Source organism: Pseudoalteromonas sp. ND6B (assembly GCF_000764215.1).
Taxonomy (GTDB): Bacteria; Pseudomonadota; Gammaproteobacteria; order Enterobacterales; family Alteromonadaceae; genus Pseudoalteromonas; species Pseudoalteromonas tetraodonis.
Window position 1 is genome coordinate 19,276 of record NZ_JQFL01000034.1, and the last position, 14,156, is coordinate 33,431.

The following is a 14,156-nucleotide window of genomic DNA, read 5'->3' on the forward strand; positions in this document are numbered from 1 at the left end:
ACATAAAAATAGTGAGGTAAAAAAACGGAAATTTATAAACATAATAGATTAATACAACTCAATATTTTTCACACCAAACAGCTTAGTTACCACCCCAAAATGTAAACATCCTCTGAGCAACCAGTTGTATCGTTTAACAGGGTGTAAGCAAAATAACATCATCATAATTAAGCAAAATGTAAACTTTGAGAATGCTTTAAACATAAGTTGAGTAATAAAAAACTTACTACTAGTCGCGTTAAATAGAGTAAGTGCATAAGTTTGACCTACCCTAAACTTACGTTTTATCAACCAGTTCAAAGTTGCTCGCTCACTTGGAACAGGCTCATGAACTATGGCGTTCTCAGCAAAAGCTAATTTTGCCCCTTTTTTGAAAGCTCTTGATAGATAATCTGTATCTTCGCCACCACTTTTACCAAGCGACAGATTAAACATTTCGTTTTCAAAATATTGAGAGCTTAATTTCAACAATGTGTTTCCTGTGTACCCTGTTTCAATTACGCCATTAACAAATACAGGTTTAGTTGAATGGAAATCACATTTAACTATCCAATTTGGTGCGTTGCTTGGGTAAACCGATACTACTGGGCCTAAAACAACATCGGCATTTTCATTTAATGCAGTTTTATATAATTCAGATAGCCACGTATTTGAGGCTGTTTCATCGTCATCAATAAAAACTAGCCACTGAGTTTCACAATTGATCAAACACGCATTTCTCGCAATGGATATATTTCGAGATGGTGCATGGATGTATGTAAGCGTAATACCTAAACTTTTAGCTGTTTCTTCGATGAGTTGACGCATAGTAGGCTCAACATCATTGTCAGCAACAACTACTCTTACTTGCATATCCTCAGGTAATACCTGATTTGCTATTGAGGCTAACGTTTGCTGTATTTCAGCTCGCTTATATGTACAAATAGCAATTGTAATTTCAACCATCATGACTTACCCGTAACTAAAGAAAGTGAGTTGGTAATCAATTTTTTGCAAAACCCAATTGACCAACCAAAATGCATAGTAGCTGCAATAAATCCTGATAGAAGATTAGTTAATGAGCGGCTCTTTAAAGCGAGCAACGTTCCATAAGCTAAACACACGCTTAGCCAGCCAATAAAGGGAATAGTAAATACCCAGCTAATTGGCGCAAGTAAAAAAATTAACAAGCATGGAAATACTGATAAGGGTATTAACTGTCGTATTTTGGGGATTTGTTTGTGCTTTAAAGCATTACTCGCACGCCCTACACCATAACGATAATATTGAACAAAAAGGCGATTAAAAGAATCCCGTGGGAAATATTTCATATTCGTTTTCCCAGTTAACCAAATTCTATACCCTGCAGCAGTTAGCCTAAAATCAAGCTCTGCATCTTCGTTTGCAATGAATGCCTCATCATAGCCACCTACTTTCTTAAATGCTTCAATGTTCATTAGCGCATGGTGCCCGTGAATAACCCACTTACCCTCATTACTATCATTGCGATGAGCAGACCCACCATTACCTAACTTAGAGTTTTGTGCACAGGCAGCAGCCTTTTGAAAACCATTTATTCCGACTGTATCCATGCTTATCACGACAGAATCTGCCTTGACTGCTAACACTTCTTCATTGAGTGTTTTTAAAAATTTTGACGGATATTCCCCATGTGCATCTACTCTTGCAAAATAAGTAAAGCCGTTGCCAAATTTTTCTACAGCTAAATTAATTCCAGCACTTTGAATTTTTTTCGGGTTATTGATTAATTTTATATTTGGATAATTTTTACAATAGCTATTAACAATAGCTATTGTGTTATCACTGCTTCCACCATCAGCAACAACAATGAGCTTTGGAGATTCGTTAGTGAGTTGCTGCAACAATTTCGCTATGTGTGCTTCTTCGTTTAAGCAAGGTATTACCACTAATAAATTTAATTCACTCACTTAAAGCTCCCATTAGTTTCATGCGCCCATTTAGCAAGTGCATTTTCAAGGCCATTGTCAAATAACAAGCCTTCATCTTCGAGCCACTGGGGGTATACATCAGTCGAGTTTATTAGTTTTAAAATTCGCTCAGGGTGAATACCGATATCTAGAAAGTTCACTGCTTTTAATAATGAAGCACCTGCCAACATTACACCTTTCGGAAATAGCATGGTTTTTACATTTGGAAAGTGCTGATCTTGAAAAGCATTTACAATGTTTTCTAAGGTATAGCGAGTAGTATACGCACCATTAAATAAAACAAAGTGAGTGTTTTTATTTCGGGCGTGTTCTATTGCATAAAGTAAATCATCAACATAAATACATGATTTTATAGTATCTTTTCTGCCAGGATATATAAAAAAACCTTTATCTAACAAGCTAGCAAGGCGGGTAAAGTTGCCTCCTTCACCCGGACCAAACACAACTGCAGGCCTAACAATGATCAGTTTTGAGCTTTTATTACGCTCATGCCATGCTTTATGAATTTGCTCTGCCATCATTTTAGAGTAACCATAAGACGACACTGGTGTTGGTGTTGATGCCTCAGTTTTTCTGCTCTCGCCAGCTCCATATACTGATATAGAACTAGTGAAAATCATTTCATTTATATCATTATTTTCGGCAAACTTAGTTACCTCATTCGCCCCTAAAATGTTAGTTTCATAATATTCATGATGTTCATGGCCAGGGGTTGTATGTATAGCTGCAAAATTATAAATGGTACTGATACTTTTACCATTCAGTGAAAATGCACTTAAATCCCTCACATCTGCAGTTATATAAGTAACACCTTCAACATTTACTTTTGGTGATTTTATATCGACTGAAATTATTGGCGATATATTGCTCTCAACTAATTTATTAATAAGATGTGAGCCAATAAAGCCAGAACCACCAAATACTATAACGCCACTCATACATTCCACCTTAATTTTATAGACTTTAATTCAGTTGTTTGTTTTAAATAAACCCATGCAGCACATATTAAAAAATGTGAAATTGTAAATTGTGAAAACCAACCAGCTTCCAAAAAGGTCTGCAAAAACATATACAAGAACACCATAAAAGCAAACCCTTCTTTACTACCAAATTCTAATTTTTTGTTGTTCGCTAATAACCGAATAAACTTACCAAGTAACAAAATAAAAATAAAACCACCTAGTAGCCCCATTTCTACCGTTATATCGATATACATATTATGGAAGTTAAACCCAGCACCTGAAGGGACATGAGCAAATTCCCAAATTTCTTCTGCTAGAGGATTACCTACATAAAAAGCACTTTGGTAACCTAATCCTAAAATTGGGTTTTCAGTGATGCTTTCTATCCCTCGTGACCAAATAAATGTACGCCCTGTTAATGTTGGATCTTTACCCAGATCGTACATTACATTATCAAATGTATTGCTATTCCCAATTAAAATTAAAGTTGCAACCAAAATTAAAAAGCTTACAACTATAAGCCAGTTAAATTGACCTCTTACAAACAAAGACAATTTAATCCTCTGATAATAAATATATAAAAAAGCCAATAGCATCACTAAGATGGTTGTTACTATGGAACCTAAGCTATTAGCTTTGAGCAGAACTAAAAATGACAAAACGACTAGTACTGCCCCAAAAATATTAATCGTACGTTGAAAGCTTTTGTTTTTGTAAATAGCAAACCCAACTAAAACACTTAAAGCTGCATTCATTGATAAAAAGTTTTTACTATCAAATATACCTATTAAACTACGCTCTCCTGTCATACCATTTAAGGCATACCTGTCAGATACGAAGCATAAAAACATTGTTACAAAAAAACAGAACCCTGCAATTTTAATGAACGAATCAAAACGAACAGCAGCTGCGATTATCATTGCAAATACTGTAGTCAGCAATAACTGAATACCACCTCGTAATGTTGTAAGTGGGATATCTGACCAAGCGCTAGATACCATAGCTAGTAATGGTATTGCTAAAAGCAGCTTATTATTAATAAGCAGGTCTAATAATTTATTTTCGTAAAGTATACAAAACAGCACGCCACTGATTAAAAAACATAATGCCGCTATAGCGCCAAACAGCGTATTAAATAACAGACCTGTAAAACACATAAATAGCAGAGCACTTTCCACAAATTGCTTATTAATTTTTAGCATTGTAAGTTGTCACTGTTTTTTCATGTGTATTTTTTAAGTTTTCCACCAGTAAAAACACTGGTAAAGAAAGCAACCCCATGGGCAATATCACAAGGGCCATCCAACCAACTTTTGTTTTTCTTGAGCGGCAAAAGTAAACACCCTAAAAAGCCTTTTAAAATATAAATAGCCCCTTTCAAGAAACAAAAAGCTAAAGCAAGTGATTTCCCTTTATTTGATTGCTCTATTCTGTAACCTGTACCACCAAACCTAAATGTTCTTTTTATAGCCCAAGAGAAGTTGATACGTTCATTTTCTACATATTCATTAACAATCGCATTTTTGACCCAGCAGATCTTGGCCCCTGCTTTTGAGTAACGAGAAAAAAACTCTTTATCACTTCCACCGGTTTTCATATCTTCGCTGAACCAGATTCCATTTTCATTGGCAAACTTTACATCAAATAATACGTTGTTTGTTGCTGCCCATTTGCACAATTTACCGTCATCAAAATTGCGTTCTTTGTAAACAGTCGCATTTTTGAATACAGGTTTTGTATTTTTTGGAAATATAGGTTTTTGTGGCCCAGTAACAGCTTGAACATCGTCGTTCTTAAGTCTCGTTACTAACTCATAAAGCCACTCAATATCAATCTCAGCGTCGTCATCAACAAAAGCCAAGTGAGAATAGTTGTTATCAATTGCAAATTTAAGCCCAGCATTTCTGCCATATGGAATGCCTTTTTTAGGCTCTAAAACATGTGTAAATTCAATATCTGATGTTTCAGATAAACTATTTATTAATGAGACAACGCCTTCATTAGGTAAAGCATTATTCTCTACAATTAATACACTAAACTTATCAACTACAGGTAATCTTAATTTAGTGATTGAATTCAAACAAAATGATAATGTTTCTGGTCTGGTTCCCGTTGTCAAAATAGATAAACATATTTTCATGTTATACACTGCACCTGCCAATTGAATAATAACGGAATGATTTTTTTGCTAATCTTTCAGGTTCAAATAAATTTCGACCATCAAAAATAACAGCTTCACTAAGCTGCTGTTTAATTAAAGAAAAATCAGGTGCTTTGAAGTTTTGCCATTCAGTACAAATAACGAGGGCATCAGCACCGTTTAGCGCAGATTCTTTAGTCCCCATTAAGCTTAAATCTGAACGCGTTCCATAGATACGCTGAGTTTCATTCATCGCTTCAGGATCGTATGCTTGTACTTTAGCACCCGCTTTCCAAAGCTGTTCCATGAGGACACGACTTGGCGCATCTCGCATATCATCCGTATTAGGCTTAAAGCTTAAACCCCATAAAGCAAACGTTTTACCACTTAAATCAAGTCCATCCTCTGTAGTACCATAATGTTTGCTTATATATTCAAACAACTTATTTTTTTGAGCATAGTTTACGGCTTCGACCGCTTTTAAAATTTTTGATTCGTAACCGATGTTACCGGCTGTTCGTACAAGTGCTTGTACATCTTTTGGGAAGCATGAGCCACCGTAGCCACAACCTGGGTAAATAAACTGGTAGCCAATACGCGGGTCTGAACCAATACCGTGGCGTACATGTTCAATGTTAGCACCCACGTGTTCAGCGATATTCGCCATTTCGTTCATAAAGCTGATCTTAGTGGCAAGCATGCAGTTAGCAGCATATTTGGTAAGCTCGGCACTTTTAATATCCATTACAATAATTTTTTCGTGATTTCGATTAAATGGCGCATATAGTTCGCGCATTTGTTCTTCTGCATCAGCTGAATCTGTACCAATAATTATGCGATCAGGGCGTTTACAATCATTAACTGCAGCCCCTTCTTTTAAAAACTCAGGATTTGATACCACTGAAAAGGTTAAATCACTTTTACGGCTATCAAGTACAGATTGTATTGTCGCTTTAACTTTATCTGCAGTGCCAACAGGTACGGTTGACTTGTCGATAATTAATTTTGGACTTTCCATATATGTAGCAATGGTTTCTGCTACTTTTAATACGTATTTTAGATCTGCAGAGCCGTCTTCGTCTGGCGGAGTACCTACTGCAATAAACTGCAGTTCACCAAATTCAACACCAAATTGAGCATCTGTTGTAAAAGTTAAACGCCCTTCCGCGAAGTTTTTTTCAACTAACGGTGTTAAACCTGGCTCATAGATAGGAATGATGCCTTTTTTTAGATTTTCTATGCGAGTTTCATCTATGTCAACACAGCATACATCGTGTCCTGCATCTGCCAGCACAGCCGCTTGTACAAGGCCTACATAACCAATTCCATAAAATGTAACTTTCATTTTAAACCTTTAAGACCCTAGTAGTGCTTTAGCACGTTTAGTAAACTCTTCACCCATTGTGCTTGACTGCATTGCATATTCTACATTTGCAAGCATATAGCCTAGTTTTGAACCGCAGTCGTGTGACTTACCTTTTAGGTGGTACGCTTCAATTGTTTCAAGATGACGTAACTGTAGTAATGCATCTGTTAATTGTATTTCGCCGCCAGCACCGGGAGGAGTATATTCGAGCAAGTCCCAAATAGCAGGCGAAACAACATAACGCCCTGTTATTGCTAAATTGCTTGGCGCTTCGTCATTATTTGGTTTTTCAACCATGTTGGTAATGGCTGCATTTTCACCAGGCTGGATTTTTTTACCTGCTAAATCAACCACGCCATAGTTGTGAACTTCGTCCTGTGGGACAGGCTCAACCATAATTTGATTATGCTGGGTGCGTTCAAATTGGGCGATCATTTGCGCTAGGTTATCAACCTTTAGGTTTGACTTATATTGATCAATAATTACATCGGGCAATAAAATAGCAAAAGGGTTACTGCCAATGATTGGGCGAGTTTCAAGTATTGCGTGGCCTAGGCCTAACGGCGCCGATTGACGAACCGATATAATGCTTACATCTCTTGGGATTATTGAACGAACTTCTTCTAGCAGACTACGTTTTACACGCGCCTCTAGAGTGGCTTCTAGTTCAAAGCTAGTATCAAAATGATTTTCTATTGCGTTTTTAGAAGCATGGGTAACCAGTATAATTTCTTTAATACCGGCTTTTACTGCTTCGTTTACAACGTATTGAATGAGAGGTTTGTCGACTAGTGGAAGCATTTCCTTTGGCGTTGCTTTGGTAGCTGGTAACATACGGGTACCCAAGCCTGCAACAGGCAAGACTGCTTTTAATACTTTCACTTCAATTCCTTTTATAGTTACTTTTGTTATAACGTAGTTATTTATAAATGCCGCTGCGAATAGCGAGTTTTAAACATTACAAACTGTATGGGCGGGTATTATACACAACACAAACAATCGCTCAATATAAAAAGCAGCCTTTTTGATTGTTTTAGGTTAATTTTTTGTTAATGATTTATTTTTGCTTTTTTTGTAATCTATCAATTTACTTTCAATGGGAATATAATAGCTTTGTTAACATTTTAGGGATGGGATTTGTGCGCGTTGGAATTTGCATAATTATATTAGTGTCTTTTTTTGCTTGTGCACAAGACATGCTTTTGCATCTGCGAAATAGCGATATAATAAGCCGTGCCAAACAGTTTTACGGCGATGCAGGCCACCAACGAATAAAAACGTGGCTTAGTTTTATAGATGACTCCGCCGATAAGAGCGAATGGCAAAAAATTCATTTAGTTAATGATTTTTTTAATAAGCATATAAAGTACAAAACCGATGACGAACTTTGGCAGAAAAAAGATTACTGGGCCACTCCACTAGAAAGCTTAGGTGTGGGCATGGGTGACTGTGAAGATTATGTTATTGCTAAATATTTTACTTTAATCGCTTTAGGTATCCCAGAAGATAAAATACGCTTTATGTATGTACGCCAGCGTACGGTTAATCAACCTCACATGGTGCTTATATACTTTGAACAACCAAACCAAATACCGCTGGTGCTCGACAATTTTAATACAAAATTAGTGCCTGCAAGCAATCGGGGCGATTTAAAACCTATCTATAGCTTTAATGGCCAAGGTTTATGGTTAGCCAAATCGAAAGGGTTAGGTAATAAGGTTAAGAATAGCCGTGGGGTTTCTGCTTGGAACACCATGCTAGAACGAATTGAACAAGGTGAGCTTGCGCCCGCTAATGGTAACAACAAAGGAACTAGTAGTTATGTCTCGACTCTTTAAACATGGATTGAGTTTAAAAACCCAAGTATATGGCTTGATCATTTTAATTTCGGTTATTTCATTTTGTGTACGTGTTATTACCGACGTTGACACAACCCGTAATTACTTACAAACGCAAATGGCCAGCCACGCACAAGACACGGCTACCAGTTTAGGGCTTTCGATATCACCTTATTTAGAAGACGACAGCCTAATGATTGCCCAAACCATGGCAACCGCTATTTTTGACTCTGGTTATTACAGCCAAATTAAATTTACTGACGTGCAAAACAACATCGTTTTTGAATTACAAAACCCTAAGCGCGTTGAATCAGTTCCTAGCTGGTTTATAGGTGCTGTTGAACTAAGTGCACCAACTATGCATTCTGAAATAAACAATGGTTGGATGATGGCAGGCACACTTGATGTAACCAGCCATACTGGGCAATCTTACCTTACATTGTGGCAACACACACTCCGCAGCTTATATAGCTCATTTTTGCTATTAGCAGCATCGCTGGCTATTGCATTTTTAATTTTACGCGCAGTATTTAAGCCGTTAAAAGCAGTAGAAGACCAAGCCACTTTAGTTACTCGAAAACGCTTTACCTTAAATAAAGAAATACCAGTAGCACGGGAGCTTCGCACAGTAACCCAAGCCATAAATAACATGGTTATAAACTTACAAAGTACGTTTGATTCGCTGACCAAACAAACACAAGCGCTTACTGAAGAAGTATACATAGATTCGTTAACGGGGTTGGGTAACCGTAAGTCGTTTGAAAACCACTTTAATTCTGTTGTAAATAATATTACTGACGATACGCCAATTACTGCGATGATGCTTACCCTACCCTCGTTAAATAATATTAACCAAGTGGTAAGCTACCAAGATGGTGATCAGCATGTGCTTGATGCTGCTAAAATACTTAAGCATGTTGCCGATGAGCTACCAAATTCAACTATATTTAGGCTTAATGGGGGTACGTTTGTATTACTGGCCCCATATGACGTTTTATTTTTAAATAAAGCCCGCTTAGACCTAATTGATAATTTAAGTCAAAAAGAAAACAGCTTACATATAAACGGTTACGCTAATTTAGCGATTGTTGGTGTTGAGCAAGGAGCGATTTTAGGTGAAGTGTTATCGCTACTTGATACTGGTTGCACTATAGGTGAAGACACTACGTTTGATAAAAACGATAAAGAGTCATTATTTAGTGTTAACCAATGGCGTACCTTAATTAAGTCGATTATAAATGCTGGCGAAGTGAGTTTTTCGGTGCAACCTGTTAAACAAGCTAATAAAACTGATTCTCAGTGTTACTTTGAGGTATTTGCACACTTTATTCATGAAGGCGAAAAGGTAAATAATGGTCACTTATTTGCGATGGCTGAAAAGTTAAATTTAACCGAAGAACTCGATAAAAAAATTATACGTAGCTTTGTAGATGTAAAAGAGCACTACCCTAATGATGTGTTTGCGTTGAATATTAGTAAAGCATCATTGTATTCAGCCGACTTTATACAATGGCTTACCCTTTACTCGCACACTAAACCGGTAATTAAAACAAACTTAGTGTTTGAACTACATGAAATTGGTTTGCTTTATAACGTGCATGTTGCGTCTTTACATATAGATGCAATTAAAGAGCTGGGTATTAATGTGTGTATTGAACACTTTGGTACTAGCTTAACGTCGTTTAGGTATTTACAAGGTCTTGATATTGAGTATGTAAAAATTGATGGTAGTTATATTCAAGATTTAGTAACTAACCCACAAAGCCAATTTTATATTCAAACAGTTAATAATATTTGTCATGGTTTTGGTATTAAGGTTTTAGCCTGTTTAATTGAAAAAACCGAGACTTTAGAAATTCTCGAATACTTAGGATGTGATGGGGTACAAGGTAATTTAATACTGCCACCATCAAAAATTATTAAATCTAATGAAAATGGCGTAAATAAAGAGTTTACTTTTTGCACCGATGCGCTAAAATTTTGCAATTAGTACTCAACCAAGGGACGAGAAATGAAAAAATTAATTTTAGCTGGCTTAGTAGCTAGTGCGTCTGCTCTAACTGCTTTGCCAACCTATGCACAAACGGATAATAATGCTGTGGTTCAAGAAGTGAGCATAAATAGCATTATTGATATTCTTAATAACGTAACAGCAGATACTACGCCAGAGCAATTACGCGAAGATTTAGTAGAAGCAATAAAACGTATTTGTAAAAATAAAGAAAAAATTAAGCTAGACGAAAAACTACTTAATGGTGCGTGTGGTGCTGCTGATATAGATGCAATGGTTGCTGCTGTTGTGGCACGTTTTGGTGCAGACAATCCATTAATTTCTGACTTTTTAGCTGCTCTTTCGGATGCTGGTTTAGATACTGATGCAATTACCCTAGCAGCAATTACCGCAGGTGTTGATGCAACAACCGCTTCTGAAGCAACGGCTGCAGGCCCGGGTACTGGCCAGCCTGCTCCGCCAGTAGGCAGCTTACCAACATTACCAACACCTCCAGGTTCTGGTGGTACAGGCGGTGATAACGGTATATCTGAAGTCGGTAACTAGTTTTTACTATTAGTATATTCAAACGCAGCCAATTGGCTGCGTTTTTACTTTTTTTGAGTTTATTTTGAATCGTTTTATATTTTTTCTTATTTGCCTGATCTTATTTTTACTCCCTCTTCCTTTAGGTAGTTACAGGCCTTGGGCAATTTTAGCTATTGGTATTTTAACTAGCTTTACCTTTATTACTCACTTGGCAAACAGTGTTTTAAATAACCAACAAGCACTCTTACCTCCTCGATATACTTGGCCGTTATTTACTGCCTTAGGCATTGTTGCTTTGGTGTGCGCGGTTCAGTTATTTGGCGTAAGTGTTGATGCTTTTCAAACAAAACAAATGTTATTAAAAACCAGTTTTTTAATAATGTTGAGCTGGTTAATATTTAATTACTGTAATAATGTAAATCGTATTAAAAAATTAATTTACGCCGTCATTTGCGCCGGTGTTTTTCAGGCTTTGTATGCTAGTTACTTAAACTTGTCGCCCGATATTGTTAGCCCTTTATTTGGCTACAAACACACCGACAGAGCGATTGGTACTTTTACCTATTCTAACTTTTTAGCTAACTATTTAGCGCTGTGCTTATGCTTAGGCATTGGTGTTTTAATTAGCGAACTAAAACGCACTAACAACGGCTACAAGCCTACTTTAAAACAAACCTTACGTGCTTGGGCTGAGATTATATTAAGCTCTAAAATAATTTTGCGTATATCGCTAATTATTATAATTGTGGCGCTTATTTTAACCCGTAGTCGCATGGGTAATTCGGCTTTTTTTATCGCCTTAATTATAGTGAGCTTACTGGCGCTGTTTGTTTATAAGCAAAAGCCTAAAGCATTTAAATTGCTGATTGTGAGCTTTTTCATTATCGATTTAATCATCATTGGTGCCATTTTCGATGTAGAAAAGGTAAAACAACGTATTAGCGAAACCAGTTTACAATCGGAAACTCGCGATGAAGTTGTACGCGACTCAATCCCGCTGATTTTAGATAACCCGTTATTAGGCTCGGGCGGCGGTACTTTTTACACTGCGTTTCCTGCATATCAGTCTGAGCCCTACTCTGGCTACTACGACAATGCGCATAACGATTATGTGCAATTTGCAGTTGAGCTGGGTATTCCTGCAACGGCGTTTTTGGGGCTGTTAGTGGTTTATTGTTTATGGTTATGTATTAATACTATGCGAACGCGCAAAACGGCCCTTTATCAGGGTGTGGCGTTTGGTTGTGCTACAGCTATTGTGGCAATGATGCTGCATTCGTCGGTTGATTATTCGCTGCAGGCGGGGGCTAATTCTATATTGTTTATCGTGGTGTTATGTTTAGCTTTATTAACCAATAAGTTACCGGCACCAAAGCGGATTAAAAAACGGCGTAGTGAAAGTTAACGGGCTGCGGGGAGCGGCTTACGAGCCTAATCCCTAACACCTGTTCTGTCTTCTCATTTACTCCTCATTCCCTTCTCTTAGTTCAATTAGATTTTTAAGAAAAGTATGCAAAGAGGGCTAAGAGACGCTGCGCTTTTAGAGGTTAAAGTCGAAAGTTATCGGGCTGCGAGGGTCGGGTTACGGGCCTAATCCCTAACACTTGTTTTATCTTCTCATTTACTCCTCATTCTCTTCTCTCAGTGCAATAAGATCTTTAAGAAAATTATTCACAAAGAGGGTTAAGAGACGCTTCGCTTTTAGAGGCAGTAACAAAACAATTAATCACTTGGGTTAGTGGCTTTATTTTCTCATTTACTTCTCATTCTCTTCTCTCAGTTCAATTAGGCCTAAGTGAATGATGCGCAAAGAGGGCTAAGAGATGCTGCGCTTTTAGTTATTTAGCCCGCAACTCGAAGCTCGTCGCTAACGACATTAAAAAATGCCGCGACATGAAGTCGCTGCTACAAGTCAGCAATAATATCAACCTAGAACCGGCTTGACCCTCTCATTTGTTTCTCATTCCCTTCTCTTTGTTCAAAAAATATTTTAGTGATTTATTTACCACAGAGGATAGGAGAAAAAAGAGAAAGTGACTAAATACTAATGTTATGAATCGCCCCGAGTTCATCGGAGACCAGTTTGTTTAAGTCAGGCCACTTTACCTGACTCGTTTAAATTATCATAGTAGTCTGTTTCATATTGAGCTGGTGAAATATACCCAATTGAAGATAATAAGCGTTGATTATTAAACCAATTGACCCACTCTAACGTTGCGTATTCAACAGCATCAACATTCTTCCACGGGCCATTTCTGCGAATAATCTCTGTTTTAAATAATCCATTTATTGTTTCAGCCAATGCATTGTCATAAGAGTCACCCACACTGCCTACAGACGCTTGAATTCCAGCTTCAGCAAGTCGCTCAGTGTATCGTATAGACAAATATTGGCTGCCTCTGTCGCTGTGGTGAATTAACCCTTCGGGGTTGCCACGATGCCAAATAGCTTGCTCTAACGCATCAAGAATAAGCTCTGTGTGCATTGTCGTTGATACACGCCAACCTACAATGTATCGTGAAAAAACATCTATCACGAAAGCGACATAAACAAACCCACTCCATGTGGCAACATAGGTGATGTCAGCTACCCAAAGTTGATTTGGCTGCTCAGCAGTAAATTGACGATTAACTAAATCAAGTGGCTTATCTTGTTGCTCGTCAGGTATCGTTGTCTTATGTGCTTTACCCCGACGAACACCTTGAATTCCCATAACTCGCATCAATCGTTCGACTGTACAGCGGGCGACTTGATGGTCGTCAAGCTGTAGCTGCTTCCATATTTTTCTTGCACCATAAACTGACATATTATCCTCCCACACTTCGCGAATGAGTATTATCAGCTCAGCATCACGCTTTTTGCGGTTAGACAGTCGCTCAGGCTCTCTTTGTATCTGTTTATGAGAATAATACGTTGATGGTGCAATCGGCAATTCCTTGCAAATTGACTCGACACCGTAATGCTCTCTGCAAGCATCAATAAAATCCACTATTACTTCTGTTTGCGGTCGAGCTCCGCTTGGGCGAAAAAAGCGGCAGCTTGCCTCAGGATATCATTCGTTCGCTTGAGCTCTTTATTCTCGCGCTCTAAGACGGCAAGGCGTTCTTCAGTTGATTGCGTATTAGAAGAGGGTTTAGACGGTTGAGCTTGAGATTTCTTGACCCATGCTCTAAGTGTTTCTGGGGTACATCCCAGTTTATCTGAAATCGATACTAGCGCAGCCCAAAGAGAAGGGTATTCATGCTGTTGTGTGGTAACAAGCCTAATTGCACGTTCACGAAATTCTGATGTATAGCGATTTGATTTTTTCATAGTTCCAGTTTCTCAAGTTATTGAGTCTCTGGCAAACACGGGGCGATTCA

General features: G+C 37.7%; 12 protein-coding genes and 1 other annotated feature. Of the genes, 4 read left to right on the forward strand and 8 right to left on the reverse strand.

Annotation, left to right across the window (positions count from 1 at the left end; genetic code table 11):
- Positions 1 to 48: 48 nt before the first annotated feature.
- The 7 genes from ND6B_RS11065 to galU are packed head-to-tail and all read right to left on the reverse strand — an operon-like array spanning position 49 to position 7,299.
- On the reverse strand, positions 49 to 948 hold the full coding sequence (locus tag ND6B_RS11065) for a glycosyltransferase (protein ID WP_033103292.1): 900 nt from the start codon (positions 946 to 948) through the stop codon (positions 49 to 51).
- Positions 945 to 1,928, reverse strand: a complete 984-nt coding sequence (locus tag ND6B_RS11060) for a glycosyltransferase family 2 protein (RefSeq protein WP_033103293.1) — start codon at positions 1,926 to 1,928, stop codon at positions 945 to 947. The genes ND6B_RS11065 and ND6B_RS11060 overlap by 4 nt, the downstream gene beginning before the upstream one ends.
- The gene (locus ND6B_RS11055) at positions 1,925 to 2,887 is read right to left on the reverse strand and encodes an NAD-dependent epimerase/dehydratase family protein (protein WP_033103294.1); all 963 of its coding nucleotides are present in this window, start codon (positions 2,885 to 2,887) and stop codon (positions 1,925 to 1,927) included. The genes ND6B_RS11060 and ND6B_RS11055 overlap by 4 nt, the downstream gene beginning before the upstream one ends.
- Positions 2,884 to 4,113, reverse strand: coding sequence for an O-antigen ligase family protein (locus ND6B_RS11050; protein WP_033103295.1), 1,230 nt, complete (start codon positions 4,111 to 4,113; stop codon positions 2,884 to 2,886). Before ND6B_RS11050 ends, ND6B_RS11055 begins: the two co-directional genes overlap by 4 nt.
- A gap of 20 nt (positions 4,114 to 4,133) precedes the next feature.
- Positions 4,134 to 5,051, reverse strand: coding sequence for a glycosyltransferase (locus tag ND6B_RS0119175; protein ID WP_051686712.1), 918 nt, complete (start codon positions 5,049 to 5,051; stop codon positions 4,134 to 4,136).
- Between the two features lies 1 nt (position 5,052).
- Positions 5,053 to 6,396, reverse strand: a complete 1,344-nt coding sequence (locus tag ND6B_RS11045; protein ID WP_033103296.1) for a UDP-glucose dehydrogenase family protein — start codon at positions 6,394 to 6,396, stop codon at positions 5,053 to 5,055.
- Between the two features lie 9 nt (positions 6,397 to 6,405).
- Positions 6,406 to 7,299: a UTP--glucose-1-phosphate uridylyltransferase GalU gene (gene galU / locus ND6B_RS11040; protein ID WP_033103297.1), complete on the reverse strand. Its 894-nt coding sequence runs from the start codon at positions 7,297 to 7,299 to the stop codon at positions 6,406 to 6,408.
- Between the two features lie 257 nt (positions 7,300 to 7,556).
- On the opposite strand from galU, the gene ND6B_RS11035 reads away from it, so the two are divergent.
- The 4 genes from ND6B_RS11035 to ND6B_RS11020 all read left to right on the forward strand — a co-directional run bounded on the left by ND6B_RS11035 (position 7,557) and on the right by ND6B_RS11020 (position 12,199).
- Positions 7,557 to 8,255, forward strand: coding sequence for a transglutaminase-like cysteine peptidase (locus tag ND6B_RS11035; RefSeq protein ID WP_033103306.1), 699 nt, complete (start codon positions 7,557 to 7,559; stop codon positions 8,253 to 8,255).
- Positions 8,239 to 10,245 carry a bifunctional diguanylate cyclase/phosphodiesterase gene (locus ND6B_RS11030; RefSeq protein ID WP_033103298.1) on the forward strand — a complete coding sequence of 669 codons (2,007 nt, stop codon included), beginning with the start codon at positions 8,239 to 8,241 and terminating at the stop codon, positions 10,243 to 10,245. Before ND6B_RS11035 ends, ND6B_RS11030 begins: the two co-directional genes overlap by 17 nt.
- Positions 10,246 to 10,266: 21 nt before the next feature.
- Positions 10,267 to 10,812, forward strand: a complete 546-nt coding sequence (locus tag ND6B_RS11025) for a hypothetical protein (RefSeq protein WP_033103299.1) — start codon at positions 10,267 to 10,269, stop codon at positions 10,810 to 10,812.
- Positions 10,813 to 10,876: 64 nt separating this feature from the next.
- Positions 10,877 to 12,199, forward strand: a complete 1,323-nt coding sequence (locus tag ND6B_RS11020) for an O-antigen ligase family protein (protein WP_033103300.1) — start codon at positions 10,877 to 10,879, stop codon at positions 12,197 to 12,199.
- A gap of 687 nt (positions 12,200 to 12,886) precedes the next feature.
- On the opposite strand, the gene ND6B_RS11015 is transcribed toward ND6B_RS11020, so the two are convergent.
- Positions 12,887 to 14,106, reverse strand: a protein-coding gene (locus ND6B_RS11015; RefSeq protein WP_089368775.1) for an IS3 family transposase whose coding sequence is annotated in 2 segments (ribosomal slippage) — positions 12,887 to 13,827 and positions 13,827 to 14,106 — 1,221 coding nt in all. Because the reading frame shifts where the segments join, the coding sequence is not laid out codon by codon here.
- Positions 13,712 to 13,828: a sequence feature (AL1L pseudoknot), on the reverse strand. Its footprint overlaps the gene before it by 117 nt.
- Positions 14,107 to 14,156 lie beyond the last annotated feature (50 nt).

Excerpts from the sequence above, each read along its gene's own strand:
- ND6B_RS11055 (WP_033103294.1), bottom strand. The coding sequence starts at position 2,887 with ATGAGTGGCGTTATAGTATTTGGTGGTTCTGGCTTTATTGGCTCACAT.
- ND6B_RS11030 (WP_033103298.1), top strand. The coding sequence starts at position 8,239 with ATGTCTCGACTCTTTAAACATGGATTGAGTTTAAAAACCCAAGTATAT.
- ND6B_RS0119175 (WP_051686712.1), bottom strand. The coding sequence starts at position 5,051 with ATGAAAATATGTTTATCTATTTTGACAACGGGAACCAGACCAGAAACA.
- ND6B_RS11045 (WP_033103296.1), bottom strand. The coding sequence starts at position 6,396 with ATGAAAGTTACATTTTATGGAATTGGTTATGTAGGCCTTGTACAAGCG.
- ND6B_RS11025 (WP_033103299.1), top strand. The coding sequence starts at position 10,267 with ATGAAAAAATTAATTTTAGCTGGCTTAGTAGCTAGTGCGTCTGCTCTA.
- ND6B_RS11065 (WP_033103292.1), bottom strand. The coding sequence starts at position 948 with ATGATGGTTGAAATTACAATTGCTATTTGTACATATAAGCGAGCTGAA.
- ND6B_RS11050 (WP_033103295.1), bottom strand. The coding sequence starts at position 4,113 with ATGCTAAAAATTAATAAGCAATTTGTGGAAAGTGCTCTGCTATTTATG.